Source organism: Tunturibacter gelidoferens, assembly GCF_040358255.1.
In the GTDB taxonomy this organism is placed as follows: domain Bacteria; phylum Acidobacteriota; class Terriglobia; order Terriglobales; family Acidobacteriaceae; genus Edaphobacter; species Edaphobacter gelidiferens.
Map to the genome: position 1 here is coordinate 503,966 of NZ_CP132938.1, position 25,032 is coordinate 528,997.

The window sequence follows — 25,032 nt, forward strand, 5'->3', positions numbered from 1 at the left end:
GGCGGATGCTGTCACGTGTTGCGGATAGTTTGTACTGGATGAGTCGGTATCTCGAACGCGCTGAGCATACAACGCGGCTGCTGGATGTGAATCTGAATCTCATGCTCGATGAGAGCCCGATCAGCGCAGAGCGGAGATGGCAGCGGGTGCTACAAGCGCTGGGCAAACCGAAGAATATCGAGTGGACAGGTGAGCCGTATGCGCTGACACAGGCGTTAACCTTCGACACGGAGAACAAGGCTTCCATCCTGTCGTGCATCATTGCGGCGCGTGAGAACTCACGGCATGTGCGGGAGCAGATTTCTACGGAGCAGTGGCATCGGCTCAATAGCCTTTATTTACAGGTGACCCGGCCAGAGATGCAGCATCGGACTCAGTCAGAGGCTTTGGGGGCGGGGATGACGCAGCCTAGTGAGTTCCTGCAGTCAGTGATGGAGGCGGTGCATCAGTTCCAGGGGGTGACAGACTCGACGATGAACCACGGCGAAGGCTGGCAGTTCATTCAGGTCGGGCGGTATATCGAAAGGGCATGCGCGACGGCGTTATTGCTCCAGGCGTACCACATCGACCTTTGGGGGCACCCTGAGAGAATGGCCGATGGCAATGAGTACCTGGACTGGATGGGACTGTTACGCTCAGCGACAGCGTTTGAGGCTTACTGCAAGGTGTATACGGCGGATCTGACACCGGATCAAATCTTCGAGTTTCTTCTGCTCGATGAGGAGTTCCCGCACTCGGTGCGGTTTTCGATCGACAGCCTGCTGTGCGCGCTCGAAAAGATACAGGGAGACAGCGGGAAGAGTCGCGCCGAGGGCTTGCGGCGGTTGAGTGGGCGGCTGCAGTCTTCTCTGAGCTACAGCAGCGTGGATGAGATTTTGAGCCTGGATGTGCTGGCGTATCTGAGCAGCATTCAGGCACAATGCCGAGCGATTCATGAGACGATCTACGAGTTGTACGTCGACTATTCCATTCAGGCGGCGCTGGCAGGGTAGATGATCGAGCGGGGACAGACGGCAGCCGACACAGCGGAGCCTATTACCAGTGGAAAGCGGTCACACCTTGTGGACCTTGTGAAAGGTCTTGCAATCCTTTTGGTGGTCTATGGCCATACGGCCCAGGGGGTAGCACATCGGGGCTGGTGGACCGGACCGGGGATGGCATTCTCTGAAGACTTTATTTACAGCTTCCACATGCCCGCGTTTTTCTTTGTTTCCGGGCTGTTTGTGCTGGGCAGCATTCGTCGGCGAGGGGCCAGCAACTACACGCTCGAAAAATTTAAGACCATCCTGTATCCGTATCTGCTATTCGCGGTCATCACGGCAGCGCTCGGCCCTTTGACACGAAGGTTTCAAGTGACGTACTCGCCGTTTCACTGGAAGGCGTTTCTGCTGAACGTCGCGGACGGGAGCGTTAGCTGGTTTCTGTTCACGTTGTTTTTTTGTCTGCTGCTGGCGTTGCTGACGGCTCGCCTTCCGAACTGGCTGCGGTTTTTGCTCGCGGTGGTGGCGGGAATATCGCCGGTCTATGGTTCGTACATCATTGACCGTGTGTTGCGTGAGTTTTGTTTTGTCGCTGCCGGGATGTGGGTTGGGAATCATATTTTTATGCTGGAACGGCTTGAGAAGACGAAGGCCGCGCTTGGACTGGTGCTACTGGGTGGGTTTCAGGTGGTGACGATTTACTTCTATGGCTACGCAGGGCGATGGAACTATATCTTGATGGGTCTGACGGGAACGGCCGCGCTCTTCCTGCTGGCGCGGTTGCTTGAGAAGCACAGGGTGGGCGATGCGCTGGGGTGGCTGGGACGGGCGTCGCTGGCGACCTTTCTGTTGAGCGCGTTTGCGCAGGGAGCGACGCGAGTTGTGTTGTCCAACGTGTTCCATACGAACAATCTGTGGCTTCAATTGTTATTGCCGACGGCGTTCGCGGCAGTTCTACCTGCTATTGTTTGGTATCAGCAGGACCAATGGCGGCTTGGCTGGCTCTTTCACTGGCCGTTTTAGCAGATGCAGCATATCCCGCGAGACCGAAAGGGACAGGCTATGTATTATTCGATTCGCCATCTGACGAAGTTCCTGTATAGCAATCAGGTCAGCGAGAGCATGATGGAGACGCGGATGCATCCGCGGAGCGATCAGAACCAGCGCTGCCTGACGTTTCATCTTTCGGTGAGTCCTCGATGCAGAGTGTTCAGCTATCGCGATCATCTGTCGAATCACGTTCATCACTTCGATATTCCGGGGATGCATGGGCAGTTGGTGATTGTTGCCGAGTCGCTGGTGGAGGTGCAACCGGCGGCTCAGGTTCCGGCGTTTCTGGCGCCGGACGCGTGGGCGGACCTGGACGCGATGGTGGAGCAGGGAGACTACTGGGAGATGCTGCTGCCGAGTGAGTTCACCGTGCCGACGCCAGCGCTGGACGCTCTTGCTGTGGAGCTCGATGTGCGGCGTAGAGACGATCCGCTGATGGTGCTGCATCATTTGAACCAGCAGATTTATGAGTACTTCGACTACAAACCGAAGTCGACCAACGTGGATTCGCCGATCGATCTTGCGCTAGGCACGGGGGCCGGGGTTTGCCAGGATTTTGCGCACATCATGATTACGCTGGTGCGATCGAAGCTGCGGATTCCCTGCCGGTATGTGAGCGGGTATCTCTTTCACGGCGAGAGTGACATGGACCGGTCGGTAAGTTCGGCGACGCATGCGTGGATTGAAGTGTTGATTCCGCACCTGGGATGGGTGGGTTTCGACCCTACGAACTGGCTGGTGGCTGGCGACCGTCATATTCGTACGGCGATCGGGAGGGATTATTCCGATGTTCCGCCGACGCATGGGATCTTTCGGGGTCGGGCGGCGAGCGAGCTGACCGTGGCGGTGCGGGTGACTCCTAGTCTGGGGACTCCGTCTCTGGATCAGGAGCTCCCTGTCCCAGAGGATTGGTCGATTCTGGTTGAGAAGGCGACGCAGCTGCCGGAGCAGCCACCGCCGCCGACTCGCCAGCAGCAGATGGCGCAGCAGCAGCAGGAGAACTCCTAGAGGGTACCGCACCCCCCCCCCATATTACCTGCGCGTAAACTGCTTTTTATCATAGACTTACGCGAGGTGGTGGCCGTCAAATTATTCATAGTAAATGGGTTGCGTGCAGATTCCTCCAAACAAAAGGGTTATGGGATTAAAGCAGGGAGCCCCGGTATTTGCCGGGGCTCCTTTTTCTTCCTGTCTCCATTATAGCGATTTGGGCGTAACTAATACGCCACGCGAATCCGCTGGATTGGCGCGGGGTTTGGTGAATTTGGGGCTTGACAGGTTTTTGGGAGACGCGATGTCCTGCCGGAGGGGCCCACTGCGCGTGGGGCGGTCACTTCGTGACGGGTATACCGGTCTGGGTGGTATGGAATCCTTGGGGCCTCCCGTTGGTCGGCAGGATCTTCCCTTCCTACCAACGGGAGGAGCACTGCTGTCTGTTGCGCCTAAACCAAGGTATACGCGTCACGAAGTGACCGCCCTCCGCGCAGTGGGCCCGTCCGGCAGGACAGCGCTTTCAGAGGTTGAGCTTCTTGAAGATCATCTCAGGGATGTTGCGGATGATGAACATAATGGGCTGCCACTGGAAGGGGACATAGAGGATGTCCCTGCGCTTGTCGATAGCGCTGACGATCGATTCCGCGACTGAGTCGACGTCCGCAAACTTCTCGCTTTTGGGCATGCCAGCAGTCATTGCGGTCTTGATGGGGCCGGGTTTGATGGTCAGGACAGTGACACCCTCGCGGTCGATGCGATTTCTGAGGCCGCCGAGGAATGCGGAGAGTCCGGCCTTTGAGGAGCCGTAGACGTAGTTGGACTTGCGGCCCCGGTCGCCAGCTACTGAAGAGAGTACGGCAAGGGTGCCGGAGCGACGCTGGACGCAGAAGTTGGCGAGCCAGGTGAGGAGCGAGACGGGAGCCATGAAGTTGGTGTGGAGGATTTGAGCGGCGGTGTTGAAGTCGCGCTCGGCGTCGGTCTGGTCGCCGAGGACGCCGTGGGCGAGATAGGCGATGTCCATGCCCGTGAGGGAGTTGATAGCGTGGGCCAGGAGCGAGGGATGCTGGTCGGTGTCGTCGAGGTCAGCGACGGCAGTGTCGATGTAGCTGGCACCGCGAGTCTTGAGGTCGGCGGCGACGGCGGCGAGTTTTTCGGCGTTGCGCGCGACGAGGAAGAGGCTTGCTCCTTGTGCCGCCCAGATGCGGCAGGTAGCTTCGGCGATGCCAGAGGTTGCGCCGAGGACGAGAATCTTGCGGGGAGTCGTGGAGGTCGATTGCGGGGTCGTACTCATAGATTGCGGTGTCCGGTCTTATGAATTTGGAGTGACGCGCTCCCAGAAGCTCGAGGTGAGCAGGGGGTCACGGTATTGAGCGAAGTGCTGCCACTGAGGGTAGAAGGCCTGGAACTGAGGGGCCGTCATGGCGGCATCTTTGGCCGGATAGAGGCGGCCGCCGAACTCGAGTGTCATGTCGGCGAGGCGCTGAAAGAGTGGGAAGCTCTTGTCGGGCTTGATGGGAAAGTCGAGGGCGAGGGTGATGCCCGGTTTGGGAAAGCTCATCATGCCGGGAGAGGGGACGTCACCAAAGGCTTTGAGCACGGCGAGAAAGCTGGCGAGGCCTGATTTGGCGACTTCGCGGAGGATCGCGACGGTTCCCTCTTTGGCGTGCTCCCATGGAATGACGTACTGGAACTGGAGGAGCCCGCGCTTGCCGTACATCCGGTTCCAGCGGAGGACCTTGTCGAGCGGGTAGAAGAAGGGCTCGTAGTCCTGGAGGGCGACGACGCGTTTGTGAATCTGCTTATGAAAGAAGGCTGTGTTGAAGAGGCTGACGGAGAGAGCGTTGAGGGCGAAGCCGGGGGCTTCGAAGGGGAAGATGAGTTTTGGCTTGGGGGAGGGTTTGAGGTCGTCTTTGCGGCCGGAGTGATCGCCCTGCATGAAGACGCCGCGGGCAAAGTTGCGGCCGGTCGAGGTGACGTCGACCCAGCTGACGGTGTACTCGACGTCGCTGGCCTGGTTGGTGAGGTCGAGGAACTCGTCGATGCCGTGGAACTGGATGCCTTCGTAGTCGATCTTGCGGGAGACGATGGGCTTGAGGCGGAGCATGGCCCAGGTGATGACGCCGGTGAGTCCGAGACCGCCGATGGTTGCGGCGTAGAACTCGGTGTTTTCCGTCGGGGAGCAGATCATGCGGGAGCCGTCGGAGCGGACGAGCTCGAACTGCGTGACGTGTCGGCCAAAGGTTCCGGCGGTGTGGTGGTTCTTGCCGTGGATGTCGTTGGCGATTGCTCCGCCGAGGGTTACATATTTTGTGCCGGGCGTGACGGGAAGGAAGAAGCCACGGGGAACGGCGAAGTCGAGGATCTGGGCGAGGGTGACACCGGCTTCGGCAGTGAGGAGGCCGGTCTCGGGCTCGAAGTCGATGAGGCGATTCATTGCGGTGGTGACGAGGAGGTTGCCGTCTTTGAGGAGGCAGACGTCGCCATAGCTGCGTCCCATGCCGACAGGGAGCACACCGTTGTGGAGGTTGGCGGTGAGTGCGGGAAAGTCGCTCTGCCAGTGGAGCGGGAGGAGTTTTGCTCCGTAGGTAGGATAGCGGCCCCAGGATTCGAAGGGAGATTGCACTAGAGAGGTCGCTTCCTGTGTTGCGGTTGGATCTGGCATAGGGACAGGATACTGGTTCAGAGCGGCGGCGGGATTAAAAACGAAGAGGCACAGCGTGTGCCGTGCCTCCTACTGAAACTGCTGTGCGGTTAGGCGGCAGCAGAGGTGCGATTTGCGGCGTGCTTGTCTGCTGCAATCTTCAGGGCTGACTTTGCCTGCTCGGTAAGAGCGGCAAAACCAGCTGCGTCGTTGGCGGCGATGTCAGCGAGAACCTTGCGGTCGAGCTGATTGCCGGCGAGCTTGAGGCCGTTGATGAAGGTCGAGTAGCTCATGCCGTTGATGCGGCAGGCTGCATTGATGCGGACGATCCAGAGGGCGCGGAACTGGCGCTTCTTCTGCTTACGGCCGGTGTAGGCGAACTTGAGTCCGCGCTCGACGGCTTCCTGAGCAGCCTGATAGAGCTTGGACTTGGTGAGGAAGTAACCGCTCGCGCGCTTCAGGATCTTTTTGCGGCGATCGTTGCGTTTTGTACTCCGTTTTACACGGGGCATCGTGCTTCTCCTTTTGCGTACTTCGTTTAAGCGGCTGGAGGTAAGGGTCGCATTCTCGTCTCAATCAGAACTGGTTGGTGTTCTGAAAGAGCCTCGTGAGAACGACGATGTAGCCTCTTCACTCGCTATGCAACTTCAAGTCTCGGTGGAATCGCTGACGCGCTTCCAGGGGCCGTAACGCTTTGCTGACCCTTTGCTTTTGAGCGGCTCGACTTGAAAAACTTATGCTCCTTATTCCTAAAAACGAAAGACCCTCTTTGGTCTTTCTATCAGGCGTAAGGAAGCATCCGGGCAACCTTGTGATGATCCGCATCAGAGATAAGCGCCGACCCGCCGAGCTTGCGCTTGGTCTTGGTGGCCTTCGATGTGAGGATGTGGCGCATCTTGGACTGGCCGCGCTTGAACTTGCCGGTGCCGGTCTTATGAAAGCGCTTGGCTGCGCCGCTGTGTGTCTTCAACTTTGGCATGGTGTTCCTGACGAAAACTGTGTTCTGGACAACTTTCTAAGTATATACGAGGGTTGTGACTGCGGACCGATCTTATTTAGGCGGCATTGGGAAGCGCTCGAACCATCGCCGCAAACCCATGTAAATAAGAGACTTGATGTTAGTGGTCATAGGGGGAGATGCTAATTGAGGGCTTTCTCGAAGACCTCAAAGTAGAGGTCGTCACGAAGCGGCATTCCAAAGCGTTGATCGCCGTAGGGGAATGGCTCTGTCTTGCCCGTGCGACGATATCCGCGACGCTCATACCACTCGACGAGCGTATGACGAAGCCAGATCACGGTAATCCTGACTCGCTGCGCTCCACGGGCTTTCATGTGATCTTCGGCATAAGACAGGAGCGTGCGTCCAAGCCGCTCGGCCTGGCGCTGAGGGTCTATCGCAAGCATCGAGAGATACCACACCGCCGGCTCGTCAGTGGACTCAAGCGACACACAGCCCGCGAGAGGGGCGTTGTCGGCGTCACGCATCAAGAGAATGGTGGCTTTACCGTTTGCGATGGTGTCGGCAAGGATGGCCGAGTCGATTCTCTGCCCGCCTATCACCTTCGCTTCGCTTGCCCATCCAGCTTCAGCGCTTTTGCCTCTGTAGGCATTGTTAACAAAGGTGGCGAGCTCGTCGACGTCAGCATAAGTAGCGGGAACAAAGATCATCTTCAATAATTATGCCTTCTCCCTTTCTGGCTGGAAAAGAAAGCTCTGGTTGAAAACCTATCTCGTCCCGAACAATAAAAATGACCCTCCGAAGAGGGTCATCGTTGGGCTCTCGCGAGCGTTTGTCGGGTAGTTAGGATTACGTGTTCCGTTATCCCTTTGGACCAACGGAGGAACCACCACCACCAGTGCTGCCGCCACCACCAGTGCTGCCGCCACCACCAGTGCTGCCGCCGCCACCAGCACTGCTGCTGCCGCCACCACCAGTGCTGCTGCCGCCGTGGCCGGGGCAGTTACCGCCGTTGCCGCCGTTACCACCACCGTCGTGGTCATGGTCGTGATCATGATGGCACCAGCCGAACCAGGACCACGAGCTGCCGCTATCGTGATCATGATCACAGGCGAAGGCTGAGCTGGAGGTTGTGAGCAGTGAGAATCCAACGATCGAGACAGCGATCAAACGGTTCAATTTCATTGGTTCACCTCGGGGAGTTACGAGCCGAAGCATAACAAGCCGCATGGGTTAGGGGAGTACAACTTTCGGAGCAGCGGCGCTGGTTACCGATGGGCCAGGGATTGCAGTGCGGGACGGATCAGGGCAGGTGCGGGGAGGGGTACAAGGCCCCTTCCGCGTGCTATACTTAAGACACTGAGAGTCAGGCTAGAACGTGTGTAAAGCGCTGTAACGGCGCGGGTTTTCGCGGATTGCGCGGACACGGGACGGGCTGAAAATCCTGCAACTTCAGCAACCGCTGAACGGAGATACATGGCATCGACTGCAATCCCCACCGAAGGTGCTCTTTTAGAGCTTGAAGCTGGCAAAATCAAGGACGCTCCTGCAAAAGGAAAAGAAGGCGGCGGCTATTCGGCCGAGAACATCACCGTTCTGGAAGGCCTGGCGGCGGTTCGTCTGAGACCGGCGATGTATATCGGCTCTACCGGCGAGCAGGGGCTCCATCACCTGGTGTATGAGGTGGTCGATAACTCGGTTGACGAGGCACTGGGTGGGCATGCGACGAAGATCGATGTGACGATCCATGTCGATAATTCGATTACGGTGGTCGATGATGGCCGTGGAATTCCGGTCGACGACAAGGTGATCAACGGCGAGAAGATGCCGGCGGTGCAGGTTGTTCTCACGATGCTGCATGCGGGCGGTAAGTTCGATGCGTCGAACTACAAGGTTTCGGGTGGTTTGCATGGCGTCGGCGTGAGCTGCGTCAATGCGTTGAGCGAAGAGTTTGACGTCGAGATCTGGCGCGATGGTCATGCGTGGGAGCAGGACTACTCGAAGGGTGCGCCGATCAGCAAGCTGCGTAAGATGGGCTCGTCGACGCGCAAGGGCACGAAGGTGCATTTTCTGCCGGACAAGTCGATCTTTACGGTGACGGAGTTCAACTACGACACGCTGGCGCAACGGTTGAGGGAGCTCGCCTTTTTGAATAAGGGGCTGGAGATCCATCTGACGGACCAGCGCACGACGGACTCGAAGACCGGGGAGTACAAGCACCAGGAGTTCAAGTACATCGGCGGGATCGCGGAGTTTATCAAGCACCTGAACAAGGGCAAGGCGGTGCTGCATGACAAGCCGATCTACATGGAGGCCGAGCGGGACAACGTGGCCATGGAGATTGCGCTGCAGTATAACGATGCCTACTCCGAGACCGTGTTTACCTTCGCGAACAACATCAACACGGTTGATGGGGGCACGCACCTCTCGGGCTTCAAGACAGCGCTGACCAGGACGATCAACGCGGCGGGGCAGTCTCTGGGTCTGTTCAAGGACGTGAAGGAGAACCTGAGCGGGGACGATGTGCGCGAAGGACTGGTTGTTGTGATCAGCGTGAAGCTTAGCCAGCCGCAGTTTGAAGGACAGACGAAGGGCAAGCTGAACTCGGATATCGCAGGAACGGTGCAGGCGTTTGTGAATGAGCGGCTGGGTGCGTTTCTCGAGCAGAACCCTTCGGTTGCGAAGAAGATTATCAATAAGGCGATCGATGCAGCGCGAGCGCGTGAGGCTGCTCGTAAGGCAAGGGATTTGACTCGGCGCAAGGGTGCTCTTGATGGCGGCGGACTGCCTGGGAAGCTGGCAGACTGCTCGGAGCGGCAGCCGGATCGGTGTGAGCTTTATCTGGTCGAGGGAGAGAGCGCGGGTGGAACGGCCAAGCAGGGGCGCGACCGGAAGTTCCAGGCGATTCTGCCGTTGAAGGGAAAGATTCTCAACGTGGAGAAGGCCCGCTACGACAAGATGCTGGGGCACGAAGAGATTCGCGCCATGATTACTGCGCTGGGCTGCGGCATCGGCAAAGACGACTTCGATGCGAGCAAGCTGCGGTATGGCAAGTTGATTCTGATGACCGATGCTGACGTCGACGGATCGCACATCCGCACGCTGTTGTTGACGTTCTTCTTCCGCCATATGACGGAGCTGATCAAGCGGGGACATGTTTATATCGCTCAGCCGCCGCTGTATCGCATCAAAAAGGGCAAGTTCGAGCAGTACATCAAAGACGATCGCGAGTATGTGAGCGTGATGGTGAAGCGTGCGTCGGATGGCATGGTGATTCGTTACGGCAAAGACGGCGGCAGGCTCGAAGGCGCTGCACTGACGAAGTACATGGGCCAGTTGAACGACTATCTTAGCTTCTTCGATAAGGTGCAGAAGCGGTTGCGGAATGATGACGTGACGCAGGCGTTCGCTGAGTTGTTTGCTCATGAGGGTAAGGATTCTGTGCGACGCGTGGACTTCGAAACACCGGCCAAGGTGGAAGCCATGCGCGAGCGGCTAGTGGGAATGCAGAAGACCTACCAGTTCAAGAATGTTGGCGACGTCGTGATGGACGAGGAGCACAGGAGCTACTCGGTTAGCTATACCGATGCGCAGGGCGCAGTGAGAACGATTGACTGGGCGCTGGCTTCAGCCCCGGAGAGCCGGCAGATGCTGGCCAAGCATGCACAGATCAAGGAGCAGTTAGTGGCTCCGTTCTTTATCGAGTATGCGACAAAGACCAAAGCGGAGACTGCTGCAGAAGAGGCTGAGGAGATTGCTTCGGAAGAAGGTGTCTCGGAGCTCGCCGCGGCTCCAGGAACGGTGGCAGAGGTAAAGCCAAGCAAGAGAGCGAGCAAGGCGTCTCAAGATCCGGTCGAGAAGAAGACGGCGCGCGAAGTGTTCGAGTATGTGATCGAACAAGGCAAGAAGGAGTATCAGGTTCAGCGGTATAAGGGACTGGGTGAGATGACGGCTCCGCAGCTATGGGAGACGACGATGGATCCCGAGCGACGTACGCTGCTGCAGGTGAAGCTCGAAGACATCGCGGCCTGTGAAGAGATCTTTACGACCCTGATGGGTGAGGACGTAGAGAGCAGGCGCAAGTTCATCGAAGAGAATGCCCTGGACGTGAAGAACCTGGATATCTAGGCTGTAGGTTGGCTCTGGATCGAGACGACGGAGTTGAGCCGCGAATAAGGTAGCTTTATTCGCGGCTCGCTGCCGTGGTGGTGGGCTCCCTGCTGGTCGTGTCGAGTCCGCCGGGCCACCAATTCCAATCGCCTGCAACGCGAAGGAGCGCGGGACCGATCACGATACGAACCAGTGTCGCGTCGATAAATACGGCGACCGCCAGGGTAAATCCGATCATCTTGACTACCAGGAAGTTTCCGAAGGTGAATGCCGCGAATACCACGATCATGATTGCGGCAGCGCTCGTAATCAGGCCAGCGGTTCGAGCCATCCCTTCCGGAATTGCGTCCGCTTCACTCAGCCCGCTCCTCCTGGCTTCGAGAACCCGTGCGACTAAAAACACTTCGTAGTCCATACTTAGTCCGAAAACGATGGCAAAGGCGACGATAGGCACAAGGGGGAAGATACTACCGGTTCCGCCAGGAACTCCCAGCAAGCTACTTCCGCGTCCGTCCTGGAAGACTAAGACCAATGCTCCGAAGGAGGCTGCAACGGAGAGGAGGTTGAGTACGATGGCCTTGACGGCGGCGAAGAGTGACCGGAACCCGCCCAGAAGCGCCAGGAGAGTTCCCACCACTACCAGAGCTGCTACTGACGAAAAGCGGTCCCCGACGATCGTCTGATAGTCGGCGTTGAGTGCCGGGATGCCACCAATGGTTAGCGAGGCACCGGGCACTCCGGTAAGGGCTGCGGCACCGGTCTTGCGGAGCTCGCGCACCCAGTTGACCTGATCGCGCAGGGAGACCGAGGCCGCGGGTAAAACCTCAAGCAGCGCGGCACGTCCGTCAGCACTCAGAAACGTTCGACGCGTCTCTCGCGAAAGACTACTGAGGGACGACCGGTTGCTCTCCGCAATGGACGTGATTGAGATAACGCGGGCGCAACGCGGGTCGCTTGCGAGCTGCTTCGTGAGACGATCGAGCACATTCCACCCTGCGTCGGTCTGCGCAATGGAGTCAGTTGGGAGTTCGAGAACGACGCGCAAGGATTGAACAACGCCGGCTCGATCCATTTGTTCCAGGGTGTGGAGCGCGTGGACCGACTCTGCCGCGGGCGGAAGCCAGTCTCCCCTGGGAACACTGGTATCGAGGTGTGTAGCCTGCCACGCGAGCAGAAGCAAGGGGGTCCCTGCGAGGACAAGTGCAAGCCAGGGATGGGCGACGATCACCCTTCCCCATCTCCGCCAGCGAATTCCCGTACGTGCGGCCCGAGTCGAATCCAACTTTGGAGTAAAGGGCATCCGTCCAAGGTCAATTCGCGAACCGAGCAATGCCAGCACCGCCGGAACGAGGGTATTTGTAAGCAACACACTCAACCCCGCTACGAGGAATCCCGCGATACCGATGGAACGGATTTCGCTGATGGGGACCGTCAGGAGGGCCAGGAATCCGATGGCTACGGTCGAAGCCGAGATCAAAAGCGTACGACCTGCCTGGCGCGCTGCGATGACCGAGGCTGCGGGTCCATCGTGCCCGGCGGAGATGGCTTCCCGGAAGCGGCTGACCATGAGGAGTGCGTAGTCGATTCCCAAGCCAAGCCCGAGCATAGTGGCCAGATTCTGAACCAGAATGGACAGGTGCCAGCGGTGGGCCAGTAAACCGGTGATCGCCAGAGTGACCGCGATGGCAAGCTGGCCGACGGCTAAGGGAATCAGGGCGGCGACGAGGCTGCCGAATGCAACCAGCAGAAGGGCGAGGGTTGCGGGAATGACGAGGCTCTCGCCGCGGCGCACATCGTCGGCGCTTGCTTTGCGAATGTCGAAGTTGAGTGGGATCTCACCGGTCAGTTCGAGCTTCACGGCTGGATAACGGGGCCGCAACTGATCTTCAAGAGAGGTTGCAAGGACATGGAGCTTAGGAACGAGCGACTCGACGGGCCCCTCGGTTGACGCGAGTCCGACTAGAACAAACGTTCCGCCTCCCCGACCGAGAAAGATGGGATCACGCAGCTCGAGGTGGGAGACGACTCCGGAAACGCCTGGTTCCTGTCTCAATGCCGCCACAATGGTTGCTAAGGCTTGCGCGCCCTCGTCGGAGTCGGCGGGTGGAAGTCCTTGGATGACAAGGACCACACGGTCAACGAATGGCGAACGAAAACGACTGGCCAACTCCTGCCGGACACTCTCCGCCTCGCTGCCTTCGACGCGGGTTGCCGTCTCCAGATGGCGCTCGGCGTGAAAAGAGAATGGAAGAAGCGCAATGGCGGTGACAAGAACTACCCCGGCCACCCAGAGACGGCGCACATGCATGAGACCCATGATGTCATACAAAATAGCCGGCAGGTAGATGATGTGGGATACTCCGATGGCATCAAAATACTTCGGAGCTCTCATTGAAGTGCCCGGATTTGAATCGAACCCGGGTTTCTCAATCTGCTAAATTGGTTCCGTCTGACTAGGAGGATCAATCCTTAAATTCGTATTGCTCGTACTGCTTGCCGCCTTTCCATCGGGAGCCGCCGATCCCCGCATTGGCTCCTGGACGCTGATCTCCGCGCAGTCCAGCCTGAATCCTCCCAACAGGCTCTCTGTGACAGATGTCCGTGATGCAGTGCACGTGGTGATGTCCGGCGAGACCCATCTCGATTTCACGGCGAAAGCAGGTGGACACGGCGCGCCCGTCCCAGGCAATCCGGGGTTCAATCAGGTCGAGCTGCGCAGGATCGATAAGAGGCAGGCCGAGGTGAAGGAGAAGAAGGACGGAGCCCTCGTGGCGACCGTTCGCGAGAGGCTCTCGAAGGATGGGAACGAGCTTACAGTCACGACCGCGAGTCCGGGCCATGCTGACCAGATCACAGTATGGAATCGGACCGGAGGCGCGAAGACCGGGCGCGACTTACTGGCGGGCGAGTGGACGCAGGATCTCGGCAAGACTCGCTTGCGACAAGGTCTGGCGCTTAGGATTGAGCCGGAGGGAGGTGGCGGGGTTCGTTTTCTGGGTGAGTTCAGCTACACGGCGCGTTTTGACGGGAAGCAGTACGACCTGAAAAACTCGCGCAACGATACCGTGACGCTTGGACTTGTCGATGCTCACACGGTGGATTCGATTTACCGGCGAGACAATCAAGTGACGCAAAAGGATCGGTGGGCGGTCTCTGCGGATGGACAGCAGATGACGCTGTCCACCACGGGCACGTTGGAGACCGGCCAGCAGCTGACCGAGAGGCTAGTGTTCAAAAAGCAATAGCGAGTTATGCGTCCGTGAAGGCGAGGGGTTCAGCGAGCGATGAGGCAGTGCTGAGTTCGCGAGCGGCAACCGAAATGATCCCCTTGCGGTGCATGAATTTCAGAATGCCAGCGACCGTGTCCTCAAGCGACGGATCCGCAATGCCCCACGTAGAGGCATCGCGCGCCTCCTGGTAGGAGGAACTCTCATAGCGCTTGAACTCCATCGCGGAGATGTTGTCCACAGAGCCAACGAGAAAATCCAGCAAGGGAAAGAGTAGATCTTCCTTCCGGCATCTCCGGATTAGCTCGGGAACGAACTCCGAGATGCTGAATATTTCGAACTGCCGCCCGGTCGACTTGGTAATGAGCCCGGTAATGTCGAGCATGTTCGCATAGTCGTCCCGCACCACGTGGTAGGTTTTATTCGCCGTGCCGGGAGTCGTGGAGATCGCAACGATATTGTTCGCGACAATATCCGCAGGAACGAAACTCACCTGGTTGAGAGCATCGACTCCAATGCCGTGATTGACCATGAATGCTACCAGGCGAACGGCGATGTCGAAGTTGTTGCCTCCGCCCGAAACCGAGGGACTGACGAGAGCGGGCCGGAAGATGCGAGTGGAGAGCCCGCGGCTGCGCGCGTCCGCAACAACTTGCTCTGCTACCCATTTGGACTGGCTGTATCCAAAGTCGAGAAGCTCCATATTTTTGTTGAAGTCGGTCTCATACAGGACCGATTTGACAGCCCATCCAAACACGAAGGTTGTCGAGACGTAGTTGAATTCTTTAGACCGTCCTTCAAACGCAAGTCTCAAGACCTCGTTGGTTCCCATCACGTTCGCGTCACGCATGCGGTCGTAGTTGAACAAGTAGTTCACGGTCGCCCCGTTGTGGAACACCGTGTCGATTTCACTGGCGAGGAAATCCCAGACATCCTGCGTCAGGCCGAGCATTGGCAGCCCGAGATCGCCGCAGATTGGAATGACGCGAGCCTCAAACGTCTGCATCAGCCTGGCGGGGCAGGGCCCCATCGTTTCCATCGCGGCACGCAGACGTTGCCTGCCCTGAACCTCGTCGGAGGACCTGACCAGAACATAGATCTTCGCGCGCGTCTGTTCCAGCAGGCTCTTCATGAGGAATGGTCCAATGAAACCGGTCCCCCCGGTCAGGAGCACATGATTCGGAACCGGTATCTCGGGCAAAGGTTCAGGCACCGGAGGGGTGAAGATGAGATTCCTATCGTTGCTCATCATCTCTTTTTCCGCCGCACGCTGGCCATCACGGAAGGCTGCCAGGGAATGACGCAGATGAACGAGTGCCTCTTCGGGCGCACTCTCCAACTGTGCCGCCAGTCGAAACAGATCAGCGACGCTGACCTGCTGAATGACTCCGATATCGACCTGCCGGGCCAGCATGTCTGCGCCCTTTTCCTTCAGAAGCTCCTTGAGCTCATGCATGAACACCACAAGATCCAGGGAGTCGAGCCCCGCTTCTACCAGGTTGTACGACTCCATGCCTGTCAGGTTGTAGCGGGCCTTCAGTTCGTCAAACGAAGACTGCACGCCGGAGCCGGACTCGCACGACCCGGCGTCCTTCTCCCGCGAAAACTCGGAGAGAACGCTGAACTCACCTTGCAGCCACATGTGTTTGGTCTTGTGGCGCATGATCTTGCCTGAACTCGTTCTCGGGATCGCGCGAGGCGCGATGAAGGAGATCAACGCGACTTCCACGTTGAGATAGTTGCGGACCGCAGCGGCGATCTTTCGCGCATCTGGAAGAGACTTAGGATTCTTCACTTCGGCCACGATTGCCAGCGCTGGCTCGCTGTCTTCGTGAATCTGGAAGGCGGCGATGCAGTTGTTCCGGATCAGGCCCGACGCTCTCTCGACGACGTTCTCGATATCCTGCGGGTAATGGTTCTGTCCGCGAAGGATGATCATGTCCTTGATGCGGCCGCAGACGAAGAGTTCGCCGTCATGGAAGAATCCCATGTCGCCGGTCCTGAGGTAGCCGTCGTCATAGGGGCTATCATCCACGAGCCGCGCGCGAAACTGCTTCAGCGTCAGCTCTGGATTGTTCCAGTAACCGAGGCACTTGCCGCGTCCTGCGATCCAAATCTCACCGATGTGACCGGGCTTGAGAGCGACGTGTTGTTCCGGATCGACGATCTTAACGTCCATCCCTGCGAGCGGAGTACCGCAGCTAACGATCTGCGTTGCTCCGTCGATCTCTGAAACCTCTGTCGTCATGCGCGCCTTACCCAGTGCGAGGGCACGCTTGTTGACGGAAACGATGGTGCGGCCGCCGAGCGAAACCGCAAGAGTGTTCTCAGCCAGCCCGAAGGCGGCATAAAAGCTCTCTGACTTCAGCCCGTAGGTCTCAAACGTCTCTAGAAAGCGTGTGAAGGTATCCGCTTTTACGGGTTCAGCAGCGCACATCAACACTCGGAGGGAGCTGAGATCGCACTCTTTCAGGCTCTCCTTGGAGAGTCTCCCGGCGCGAAGGCAATAGTCATAAGCGAAGTTGGGAGCCGCCGTCGCCGTCGCCCGATACGCTGTGATCGTGTCGAACCACAGGATCGGCCGCTGAATGAAGTCCATGGAAGAGAAGCCGTAGGTTGTGCCGCCTCTCAGCGCAGGATAGAGATAGCACCCGATCAGACCCATATCGTGATACTGCGGGAGCCAGGATACGACGACCGGGTCATCATGGTCGATCACGAGCGGACAGGTGTCGAGGATGTTTTCGTGCGTCACCATCACACCCTTGGGCTCCATCGTCGAACCCGATGTGTACTGGAGAAACAGAATCTCTGAAGTGTCGAAGAAAGGTTCTTTGGGAATCCTGTCCACGAACTCTTCCGTGACAATCCACGGGAGACCGGAGATGTAGTCGACGTCGACGCCGGATGCCGAGACCCCACTACGGGTGAGATTTGTCTTCAGAGACGCGTGGTAGTCTGCGCTGGTTAAGATCCCTGACGCCTGGCAATCCTTGGCGATGTGGACCATCTTGTACAGTGCACTCTGGAAGCCACGAGAGCTTGGAGGATAGACCGGCACGGGGATCAGTCCGGCGCGCACGCAACCAAAGAACGCGCAGATCATCTCGAGCCCCGGCGGGTAGGCGAGCAGGAGCCGGTCCTGCGCCGCGAAACGACCTTCCCTTAGCAAGTGGCCGGCGATTGCCTTTGTCCGCTCGATAAACGACCCGTACGAGTAGCACTCGATTGGGCTGCCGTTCAGGTCAAGGTACGAATAAAGGAGTTTGTGTGGGTGTTCCTCTGCCAGCCTATCCAGTTGATCTAAGATCGACGCCATAAGAGATCAGCAATACCCCCGAGGTTAAATAGCAAAACTCAGTACGCAAAACACTAAACTTATCGCTGCTCCCCAGTGTCCTGGTCAGGTGAAAGATGACTGAGTCTCGGAGTGCGGAATTACAGTACGGCCGAATGTAAGAACAAAGGCATTAAACATTCTCTGCCTTGGCATCGTTCGATCCAGTTGCCTTATGTTAGCAGAGCTACAAAGCAATGCGGCAAGTCTCTGATTCCAGGAAGGGGAGGCGCCCCAAACCGGCTACCCCTAACCCAAATTCGCTTGATTGTCCCCGGATCTTCACGCTAGTATGAAGGTTCGACGTTGTCGGTGGTGGGCCACAGATACCCTGCTGGTCCAGAGCCGCCGAAGCTACCGACCGGGATGCGCCGGGCAGACTAAACAGGATTGTGGAGGCTCCGGGTGACGTCTGGGAACGAAGAAGCGGTGATCACCCTGAAGCCGGAGATAGAGGATCTGGTTGCACCTGAGGCCTGGCCACGGCAGTCGGTGGGTGACCCAACCGGTTCGTCTTCCTTCCCGAAGGTCTTACGCCGCCGCCTCGACAGATTCTTTGCCGATCAGAAGCTCTCCCCCAAAGCCGACCGAACGATGTGGGTCAAGATCGCCGCGGGTCTCGCGGTGCTGGCAGGCAGTTGGATCGCGTTGTACGCGTGGAAGCCGGGTTCATGGAAGTTCGTTGCGCTCTACGTTTTGAGCGGTCTCGCCCAGACATTCCTCTTGCTGAACATCGCCCATGACAGCAACCACAACGCCATCTCGTCTGTGCCATCGGTAAACAAGATCCTGAACTATGTCTTCGATGTTTGCGGAATCAACTCGTACATGTGGCGCATCCTCCATCACCGAGGCCACCACTCCTGCATCAACGTCCACGGCGAAGACGACGCGCTTACGGGGCGGAGCATCTTTCGATTTACGCCGCATGAACCGCGCTCGGCCCTGCATCGGTTCCAGCACATCTATGCGCTGTTCTTTTACGCGATGTTCTCTCTGGACTATGTTTTCGTCAGGGACTTTGAGAGCTTCTTCTTCCCGTCCCACGACTATCTGAAACGCGACAGGCATCCGCTGCGGGAGTACTTCATCCTCTTCGCGGGGAAGGCGTTCTACCTGACGTACATGCTGATTTTGCCGGTTGTGGTGCTGGGGAGATCGCCTCTGCTGGTTGCTGGGGCATTCGTGCTGGTTCACTTGATCATCGGTTTGACCGTATCGCTGGTATTCCAAACGACGCATACTGTCGACACAACGTACTTCCCCTCGAACCGCAGCGAGTTCGACAACGGCGTCTATCACATCTTCGCGACGACGGCTGATTATGCAACGAGCAATCCGGTCGTAGGTTGGCTTACGGGCGGCCTCAACCATCACATCGCGCATCATCTGTGCCCTTTCGTATGCCATACCCACTACGCTCCACTGACCCGGATTGTGAAGGAGACCGCCGAAGAGTTCGGCGTCCCCTATCGCCAACATCCGACAATGACCCGGGCAATCTGGCATCATCTGATACTTTTGAAGCAACTGGGAAACGAAAACTAATTTTGAGCGTTTAGTCTTTTAGCTATGGCTACCCAATCGCTTCAGGCAAACTACATGAAACTCCCCACCGTTCTACGCAGGTGTTCGGACAGCCGTCCGGGCGGCGAGGTGTAACGTTGCCCGCACAGATACCCTCCGTCTCACGATCACGTTCTTTTGCGGATTCGCGCGCCATGGCCGCAAATCCTGTGCAGGTCTTGTCCAAGTACACCGAACTCTTCGGCGACACATTCCGGTTCTATCTGGGTGGCATTAAAGAGGCCATCGTTACTACCAATCCCGCGGTCATTCAGCACGTGCTGAAGACTAACGCGGACAATTACCAGAAGTCCGAAATTCAAGTGAAGCGGATGGGCCACTTCCTGGGCAAAGGTCTTCTTACTACCCACGGGGAGCCCTGGAAAACACAGCGACGTCTGATCCAGAAGGGTTTTGACCGAAAACAACTTGAGGCTCTGTCGGCGATCATGCAGGATTCGCTCGCCGAGTCGCTACGGGATTTCGATAGACAAGTGCGCGTCGGGCCCGTCGATATCTATCCCCAACTGATGAAGATGACCTTCGCGATGGTCGCTCGTTCGCTCTTTGGCGCCAAACTGAAGGACGAAGACATCGACGTCGTCAGCAATACGATCTGCACTGTCCAGGAATTCATCGTTCGGCAAACCCTTCAGCCCTACCTGAATCCGTGGTTCGAGGTCTCGGGCGAACTGCGGAGACACGAAGAGATGCGGGCTCGCGCGGACAGCGTTCTTATGGAGTACATCAAGACGCGCCGCCATCAGGCGCCCGGCAACGATCTGCTGCAAACCTTGATGGACGCCCGTTATAGTGACGGCGAGGGCATGAGCGATGAACTGGTCCTGAGCGAGAGCATGCAACTCCTGGTGGCCGGGCATGAAACATCGTCGAACGCTCTGTCATGGCTTCTCTATCTCCTAAGCTCGCGTCCGGATTGCCTCGAAAGAATACGGGAGGAGTTCCATTCCGTGCTCGGCGACGCGCCACTGAGCTTCGGCGATGTTTCCAGGTTGCCGTTTACCACTCAGGTCATCCTGGAGGCGCTGCGCCTCTACCCACCGTTTTGGATGGTCGATCGCATGGCTGTCGCGGACGACCGCGTTGGCGATGTCGACATACCGCGAGGATCGACAGTCATTGTGTTCGTGTATGGCGCGCACCATGCGCCGCGCTACTGGGAGAGCCCGGAGAGTTTTGACCCGGAACGTTTTGCCAAAGCGAACGAGAAGTTGCAAACGCCCTTCACCCATCTGCCCTTCGGCGGCGGACCGCGGGGCTGTATCGGCGGTCACTACGCGATGCTGCAAATCCTGATGATTCTGAGCGATCTGCTTAGAAAATACGATTTTCAGCTGATTCCGGGTCAGATGATCGAAGCGCGCCCGATGGTGATCCTGCGACCAAAGCACGGAATCCGCATGACCTTCACCCAGGCAATCGCACGCGACCGTCATGCGATCATTCAGGAATAGAGGTAATCGACCGAAGCGGAAGGAAAAGGATATGCGTAGGAACAGTCGGATGTTTACGACATGGTCGCTAGCAACAATCGTTGTTGCTTTCGGTATTATGCTGTCTATTCCCAGAGTGGCGTTGGCGCACGCAGTGTTGGTCAGCTCTCAGCCAGCGGTGAACAGTACCGTCTCAGGAACGGAGGTCGCTGTCCTCCTGAAATACAATTCACGAGTCGACATGGAGCACTCGACTTTGACGCTGCTCGAGCCTGACGGAAAAGTAGAGAAGGTCGCCATCGAGAGCGAGCCCGAACCCGGGGTGCTGTCTGCCAAGTTGACCGGACTGGTTAAAGGGGCCTATGTGTTGCGCTGGCAGGTACTGGCAACGGATGGACACATCACGCGTGGTAAAGTTCCGTTCCAAGTAGAATAGAGGCTTCCCTCTTGATCTGGTTCCTGCGCGATATTGATCTGCTGAGTGTTTTAGCACGCGCGGCGACGCTGGCGTTCGAGGCGCTGCTGCTCGGAGGCGTTGCCTTTCTCCTGGCTGTGGTGCGCCCGGCGAGGGCGAGCGGGACCGTCGAGGATCTTTGCCGCCGCGGTATCAGAATGGCGGCACTCGCGTTTGTCGTTGGCCAACTTGCCCTGATCACCTTCTCCGGCGCCATCCTGATGAGCGGCTCTGATTTGACGTTCAAGGATGTGACGACGACCGGCTTCTTCCGTGCCGATTTTTTCGCAATCCTGTTCGCGATTGGACTCTGGAGCTGTGCGCGATTCAAAAGCAATAAGGCCACGGTTGCGCTATTTCCCTTAAGCCTGCTGTTGCTGGCGGCTACGGTCTCTACCAGCCACGCGGCAGCCCGCATCGACCATCGCGTTTTGTTGGCGATTCTCACTGCCGCCCATCATCTCGGCACAGCTGTCTGGATCGGCGCAATGGCGTATCTGTTGATCTCCCTGGGCCGCGTCGAAGACTCCAACGAAGCCCGGCAGTTGACTCAGCGTTACTCCAGGATGGCGCTGATAGGCGCGGCGACGCTTGTATTGGCCGGTGTGGGCATGGCCTGGTTTTACGTAGGATCGTGGAGCGGAATGTACACCACGGCCTACGGCATTATGCTGGTTGCCAAGATCTTTCTTTTGCTGGCGATGATTACGCTCGGCGCCGGAAATTGGTTTTTGGTTCGGCGTCTGGCCTGCGATCCTGAGCCTTTACTGGTGCGGTTGCGCCGGGTTGTCGAGGCGGAGGTCTGTCTCGGGTTTCTCGCAGTGTTGACGGCGGCTTCGCTGACCGCACAGGCGCCCGCGATCGATGTGAACGCTCAGGACCGGCTGACGTCCCACGAGATCTACGTCCGCTTGCATCCAGAGACGCCGCGCATGAGCAGTCCCCCCTTGACTGCGCTTGCTGCTCCGAGTTCACTTGCAGAGGCCGTGCAGGACAGTCAGTTCGTCGCAACTGTCGGGAGCGACGACATCGACAGAGCATGGTCGGAGTACAACCATCATTGGGCAGGGCTGATTGTGCTCATCGCCGGGTTGCTGGCGCTTCTCAGCCGTTATCGCACGATGCGCTGGGCCCGCTTTTGGCCGCTGACCTTTGCCGGTTTGGCAGTCTTCATCCTGCTGCGCGCTGACCCGGAGAACTGGCCTCTTGGTCCACGTCCCTTCTGGCAGAGTTTTGCCGCCCCCGACGTGCTGCAACATCGTGTCGGGGCGCTCCTGATCGTGGTCTTCGCGGCATTCGAATGCGCGGTGCAGGCAGGCAAGTTAAAAGCGCGGTGGGCCAGTTACGTCTTTCCGGCAATGTGTGCTCTCGGTGCCGCGCTGTTGTTGACACACGAACATTCGGCCAAGGACGTGAAGGAATCAATGCTTGCAGAGCTGAGCCACACCCCGGTTGCCCTGCTTGGCATTACCGCGGGTTGTAGCCGATGGCTAGACCTGCGTTTACCCAGAAGCCGCATGGCCAGCATTGCCAGTTACCTCTGGCCGGTGTGCCTGGCACTGGTCGGCATTGTTCTGCTGAATTACCGCGAACTGCCCTAACGGTTGCACGCCGCGTCGAGGACTCTGGACCCTACCGATGGCGTGACTTCACTTCAAAAGAGAAGATCGAGCACTCTCACCTATGCGATCGATTACCAGCTTCGGAACGATGAGGCCTAAGCTCATCGCTAGAATGATCGTGACGGCGGTCATGCCGTCAGCGACTGTCGCGCTTATGAGCTCAGAGGTCGTATGCGAGCCGACAGCAAGTTGCACAAGGCCGCTAGCCGTCCTGAATAGGTAGACGCCCGGTATCATCGATACCACCGAAGCGAAGCCGATGGCCGCAAACGGCATCTGCCAGCGGCGCGAAACTGGAGTGAGAATTAGCCCCACGACAAGACATGCGGCCACGGCGCCGGTTGCGGCATTGGAACCAAATACAACAATGGACCACCACCTGATAGCGTGAGCCAGCATTCCAACGACGACTGGCCACGCCAGCATGCGTAGCGGTGTGGAGAAGAAGACGCTGTACGCGAAGACAGCGACGCCGGCCGCGATCGTATCGAGCCACAGAGGTACCTCCCGGGCGGGTGGGTCTATAGGAAAGGACGTGCCAAGAAGGGCGAGTCCAAGCAGGAGTCCTGTGGAGATCGCTAAGACCACGAGACCCGCATAGATCAAGCGGGCGGCGCCCAAATCAACGCGGCCCCTGACCAGATCCAATGCGCCGTTAAGCACATGCGGCCCTGGCACCAGGATCATGCATGGGCAAACTGCGACAAGGCGCAGGGTCGAGCTCAACTGGTACCGAACCGCCAGCGCGCCGATAACGCCAGAGAGCAACGAGGCGAAGAATGGTTGCAGGAAAACGTTTGTGTTGTGGCGCGCTAATTTGCGACGCAAGATGGCACCGGCCCCAGCGCTCACGAATATAAGAGCTGTCGCGGATAGATGTTCGACACCGAAGATCACCGCTAGTGCAACTGCACCCGCCGCCGCGGCAAGCGTGAACAGCCATGTAGGTGCCGGGGGGGCCTGTGAAATCGTCCTGATGGCCTCCGTTGCATCGTCGAGCGCGAGCCGGCCAGCGCTGAGATCTTCTATTGCCCGCATCGTGGATACCACGCGATCCATGTCTACACCGGTAGGATCGGCCGCCACGGCGGTGAGAAGCCCGACGTCCCCAGCCTTCGCCTGGAGTTGCAGCTCTCCCCATCGCGCGAAGATCTTGCCGTGCTGCCCAACTATGTCGCCCACCCGGGCGGCCGCGTCCAACGTCTGTTGCGTGGATTGACCATTCACGAACAGGACTCGAGCAAAGGCGAGGACAAGATCGGAACGCTTCTCGAAGTTCATACGTGCACCTCATTGCACATCATTCGAAGGTGGCAATTCGTTCTCTGATCCAGAAGCGACCCACATTGAAAGATGAAGCCACCCCCAGCGCGAGCCGAATCGGCTCGATCCTAGTACTCGAACTCAGTGGAGGTCAGTGTTTGTTACGGGCTATGGTCGAGACGGCAGCCTACGTAACGCTTGACCATCTTCTTATAACCATACGCGGTCGAACTCATCTTGCTTGGGTGGTGCAGGGCTTGGTTGCGCATGAGATCCGTTGTCCAGGGCGCGCAATGCGTAATCTTCGACGCTACTTCGCCGAACCGCCGTATACGGTAGGCTCACCGAGACTGCCGGCTGGCGGAAGGTGCCGAATGTAAAGCACTATGTGCCAAATATCGTCGTCGGAAAATTCCGTGGCAGAGGCAGGCATACCGGAAGGAGAGATACCGTTCTTGATAATCCACTTAAGTTGCCCATCCGTATAGGCCTGGACTTCGGCGCTGGAAAGCGAGGGGATAGGCGGAGAGATCGACGTGGCGAAAGGCACACCCGTGTTCTGTCCATCCAGTCCGTGGCAGACCATGCAGTACGAGGTAAAGTTTTGTTTGCCATCCTCAATATTCTCTGCGCTTGCGGCCACTGGGTTGACGTCTTTTTTACCGCCAATCGTGATGTGGTGCTTCGTCCAGTTGACGACATGGGTCTCCGCTGCGGACGGTGCGCTGACGCGGCATCCCGAAAGGCCAATCGACGAAATCGAGAGCAGACTCAGGGAAAGGAAACGAACCGATCTCATCTCACTATTGAATCACATGCACCGTCATCGCCATCGTTCCGTGTCCCACCGCAGTAGACGCCACAGTTCGCCTTGAAATCGCCTGTCTGATCCGGCGTAAAGAGAACAGCGTTAAACTCGCCGGCCTTGATCTTCGCATTCAGGTTGAGCGTGTTGAACCGAGACTATGCGGGGCATCGTCAGAGGTAAGGTGAAGTTTATAGGTTTCCCCCCTTGTGCAGTGTAATCTCTATCAAGCTCCAAAATCGAGGTCATCATGTTTCGAGTCGCTCTGGCTGCAACGGCCATGACCGTTGCGCTGTCTCTTCCTTCTGGTCCGTTCAGGCGCAGCTTCCGCAGCCGAATGGCGGAACCTGAAAAATAAATACGAAATCGATGGCGTATCTTTCGACCCCTGAAAACTGACTGCTTAAACACCACCCCCACCACGCATTCCACCACAAACACACCATCAAAACACCACGTCCAAACACCGGTTTTCGCCAAAATCCCCAGCAAAAAACACCAAATCCAGCCCAAAAAAATGAACCCGGGGGCACGGGTCGAGACCAGAGCCGACCTTGGTTTCTGAATTATTG

The 25,032-nt window shown here is 57.8% G+C and carries 19 protein-coding genes; 9 read left to right on the forward strand and 10 right to left on the reverse strand.

The features are described from left to right. Positions 1-5: 5 nt before the first annotated feature. Genes RBB81_RS02680 through RBB81_RS02690 form a run of 3 tightly spaced genes read left to right on the forward strand, consistent with a single transcriptional unit; the run spans position 6 to position 3,038 of the window. The gene (locus RBB81_RS02680; RefSeq protein ID WP_353072631.1) at positions 6-992 is read left to right on the forward strand and encodes an alpha-E domain-containing protein; all 987 of its coding nucleotides are present in this window, start codon (positions 6-8) and stop codon (positions 990-992) included. Then, the gene (locus RBB81_RS02685; protein WP_353072632.1) at positions 993-2,003 is read left to right on the forward strand and encodes an acyltransferase family protein; all 1,011 of its coding nucleotides are present in this window, start codon (positions 993-995) and stop codon (positions 2,001-2,003) included. 39 nt (positions 2,004-2,042) lie between these two features. After that, positions 2,043-3,038 carry a transglutaminase family protein gene (locus RBB81_RS02690; protein WP_183791275.1) on the forward strand — a complete coding sequence of 332 codons (996 nt, stop codon included), beginning with the start codon at positions 2,043-2,045 and terminating at the stop codon, positions 3,036-3,038. 505 nt (positions 3,039-3,543) lie between these two features. On the opposite strand, the gene RBB81_RS02695 is transcribed toward RBB81_RS02690, so the two are convergent. From RBB81_RS02695 to RBB81_RS02720, 6 genes are all read right to left on the reverse strand, one after another. After that, positions 3,544-4,314: an SDR family oxidoreductase gene (locus tag RBB81_RS02695; RefSeq protein ID WP_353072633.1), complete on the reverse strand. Its 771-nt coding sequence runs from the start codon at positions 4,312-4,314 to the stop codon at positions 3,544-3,546. 18 nt (positions 4,315-4,332) lie between these two features. After that, complete coding sequence (locus RBB81_RS02700; RefSeq protein WP_353072634.1) at positions 4,333-5,685, reverse strand: FAD-binding oxidoreductase; 1,353 nt, start codon at positions 5,683-5,685, stop codon at positions 4,333-4,335. Between the two features lie 89 nt (positions 5,686-5,774). Then, positions 5,775-6,176 carry a 50S ribosomal protein L20 gene (gene rplT, locus RBB81_RS02705; RefSeq protein ID WP_179586433.1) on the reverse strand — a complete coding sequence of 134 codons (402 nt, stop codon included), beginning with the start codon at positions 6,174-6,176 and terminating at the stop codon, positions 5,775-5,777. Positions 6,177-6,445: 269 nt separating this feature from the next. Next, positions 6,446-6,643, reverse strand: a complete 198-nt coding sequence (gene rpmI / locus RBB81_RS02710) for a 50S ribosomal protein L35 (RefSeq protein WP_158790949.1) — start codon at positions 6,641-6,643, stop codon at positions 6,446-6,448. A gap of 161 nt (positions 6,644-6,804) precedes the next feature. Next, entirely contained in the window at positions 6,805-7,332 is a 528-nt protein-coding gene (locus RBB81_RS02715) for a GNAT family N-acetyltransferase (RefSeq protein ID WP_353072635.1), read from the reverse strand. A 57-nt stretch (positions 7,333-7,389) separates the two neighbouring features. Beyond that, a complete protein-coding gene (locus RBB81_RS02720; protein ID WP_353072636.1) occupies positions 7,390-7,677 on the reverse strand; it encodes a hypothetical protein in 288 nt (95 codons plus the stop codon). Positions 7,678-8,098: 421 nt separating this feature from the next. On the opposite strand from RBB81_RS02720, the gene gyrB reads away from it, so the two are divergent. Then, positions 8,099-10,750, forward strand: coding sequence for a DNA topoisomerase (ATP-hydrolyzing) subunit B (gene gyrB / locus RBB81_RS02725; RefSeq protein ID WP_179586439.1), 2,652 nt, complete (start codon positions 8,099-8,101; stop codon positions 10,748-10,750). A gap of 55 nt (positions 10,751-10,805) precedes the next feature. Here the strand turns inward: gyrB and RBB81_RS02730 are convergent, their stop codons facing one another. After that, the gene (locus RBB81_RS02730; protein ID WP_353072637.1) at positions 10,806-13,124 is read right to left on the reverse strand and encodes an MMPL family transporter; all 2,319 of its coding nucleotides are present in this window, start codon (positions 13,122-13,124) and stop codon (positions 10,806-10,808) included. Positions 13,125-13,212: 88 nt separating this feature from the next. Between RBB81_RS02730 and RBB81_RS02735 the strand changes: the two genes are divergently transcribed. After that, on the forward strand, positions 13,213-13,977 hold the full coding sequence (locus RBB81_RS02735) for a hypothetical protein (protein ID WP_179586443.1): 765 nt from the start codon (positions 13,213-13,215) through the stop codon (positions 13,975-13,977). A 4-nt stretch (positions 13,978-13,981) separates the two neighbouring features. Here RBB81_RS02735 and RBB81_RS02740 read toward each other — a convergent pair whose 3' ends face one another. Continuing rightward, positions 13,982-17,278: a thioester reductase domain-containing protein gene (locus RBB81_RS02740; protein ID WP_353072638.1), complete on the reverse strand. Its 3,297-nt coding sequence runs from the start codon at positions 17,276-17,278 to the stop codon at positions 13,982-13,984. A 423-nt stretch (positions 17,279-17,701) separates the two neighbouring features. Here RBB81_RS02740 and RBB81_RS02745 point away from each other — a divergent pair, with 423 nt between their 5' ends. The 4 genes from RBB81_RS02745 (at position 17,702) to RBB81_RS02760 (ending at position 22,371) form a co-directional block, all read left to right on the forward strand. Further along, entirely contained in the window at positions 17,702-18,844 is a 1,143-nt protein-coding gene (locus RBB81_RS02745; RefSeq protein ID WP_353072639.1) for a fatty acid desaturase family protein, read from the forward strand. A gap of 173 nt (positions 18,845-19,017) precedes the next feature. Beyond that, positions 19,018-20,337: a cytochrome P450 gene (locus RBB81_RS02750; protein WP_183791257.1), complete on the forward strand. Its 1,320-nt coding sequence runs from the start codon at positions 19,018-19,020 to the stop codon at positions 20,335-20,337. Between the two features lie 49 nt (positions 20,338-20,386). Next, positions 20,387-20,752, forward strand: a complete 366-nt coding sequence (locus RBB81_RS02755) for a copper resistance CopC family protein (protein WP_183791255.1) — start codon at positions 20,387-20,389, stop codon at positions 20,750-20,752. A gap of 11 nt (positions 20,753-20,763) precedes the next feature. Beyond that, entirely contained in the window at positions 20,764-22,371 is a 1,608-nt protein-coding gene (locus RBB81_RS02760) for a copper resistance D family protein (RefSeq protein ID WP_353072640.1), read from the forward strand. 48 nt (positions 22,372-22,419) lie between these two features. On the opposite strand, the gene RBB81_RS02765 is transcribed toward RBB81_RS02760, so the two are convergent. Together RBB81_RS02765 and RBB81_RS02770 are read right to left on the reverse strand one after the other, a co-directional pair. Further along, complete coding sequence (locus tag RBB81_RS02765; protein ID WP_353072641.1) at positions 22,420-23,673, reverse strand: threonine/serine ThrE exporter family protein; 1,254 nt, start codon at positions 23,671-23,673, stop codon at positions 22,420-22,422. Between the two features lie 292 nt (positions 23,674-23,965). Then, positions 23,966-24,454, reverse strand: coding sequence for a c-type cytochrome (locus RBB81_RS02770; RefSeq protein WP_183791249.1), 489 nt, complete (start codon positions 24,452-24,454; stop codon positions 23,966-23,968). Positions 24,455-25,032 lie beyond the last annotated feature (578 nt).

Coding starts and splice junctions, on each gene's coding strand:
- RBB81_RS02680 (WP_353072631.1), top strand. CDS start 6: ATGCTGTCACGTGTTGCGGATAGTTTGTACTGGATGAGTCGGTATCTC.
- RBB81_RS02685 (WP_353072632.1), top strand. CDS start 993: ATGATCGAGCGGGGACAGACGGCAGCCGACACAGCGGAGCCTATTACC.
- RBB81_RS02690 (WP_183791275.1), top strand. CDS start 2,043: ATGTATTATTCGATTCGCCATCTGACGAAGTTCCTGTATAGCAATCAG.
- RBB81_RS02695 (WP_353072633.1), bottom strand. CDS start 4,314: ATGAGTACGACCCCGCAATCGACCTCCACGACTCCCCGCAAGATTCTC.
- RBB81_RS02700 (WP_353072634.1), bottom strand. CDS start 5,685: ATGCCAGATCCAACCGCAACACAGGAAGCGACCTCTCTAGTGCAATCT.
- rplT (WP_179586433.1), bottom strand. CDS start 6,176: ATGCCCCGTGTAAAACGGAGTACAAAACGCAACGATCGCCGCAAAAAG.
- rpmI (WP_158790949.1), bottom strand. CDS start 6,643: ATGCCAAAGTTGAAGACACACAGCGGCGCAGCCAAGCGCTTTCATAAG.
- RBB81_RS02715 (WP_353072635.1), bottom strand. CDS start 7,332: ATGATCTTTGTTCCCGCTACTTATGCTGACGTCGACGAGCTCGCCACC.
- RBB81_RS02720 (WP_353072636.1), bottom strand. CDS start 7,677: ATGATCACGACCATGACCACGACGGTGGTGGTAACGGCGGCAACGGCG.
- gyrB (WP_179586439.1), top strand. CDS start 8,099: ATGGCATCGACTGCAATCCCCACCGAAGGTGCTCTTTTAGAGCTTGAA.
- RBB81_RS02730 (WP_353072637.1), bottom strand. CDS start 13,124: ATGAGAGCTCCGAAGTATTTTGATGCCATCGGAGTATCCCACATCATC.
- RBB81_RS02740 (WP_353072638.1), bottom strand. CDS start 17,278: ATGGCGTCGATCTTAGATCAACTGGATAGGCTGGCAGAGGAACACCCA.
- RBB81_RS02750 (WP_183791257.1), top strand. CDS start 19,018: ATGGCCGCAAATCCTGTGCAGGTCTTGTCCAAGTACACCGAACTCTTC.
- RBB81_RS02755 (WP_183791255.1), top strand. CDS start 20,387: ATGTTTACGACATGGTCGCTAGCAACAATCGTTGTTGCTTTCGGTATT.
- RBB81_RS02765 (WP_353072641.1), bottom strand. CDS start 23,673: ATGAACTTCGAGAAGCGTTCCGATCTTGTCCTCGCCTTTGCTCGAGTC.
- RBB81_RS02770 (WP_183791249.1), bottom strand. CDS start 24,454: ATGAGATCGGTTCGTTTCCTTTCCCTGAGTCTGCTCTCGATTTCGTCG.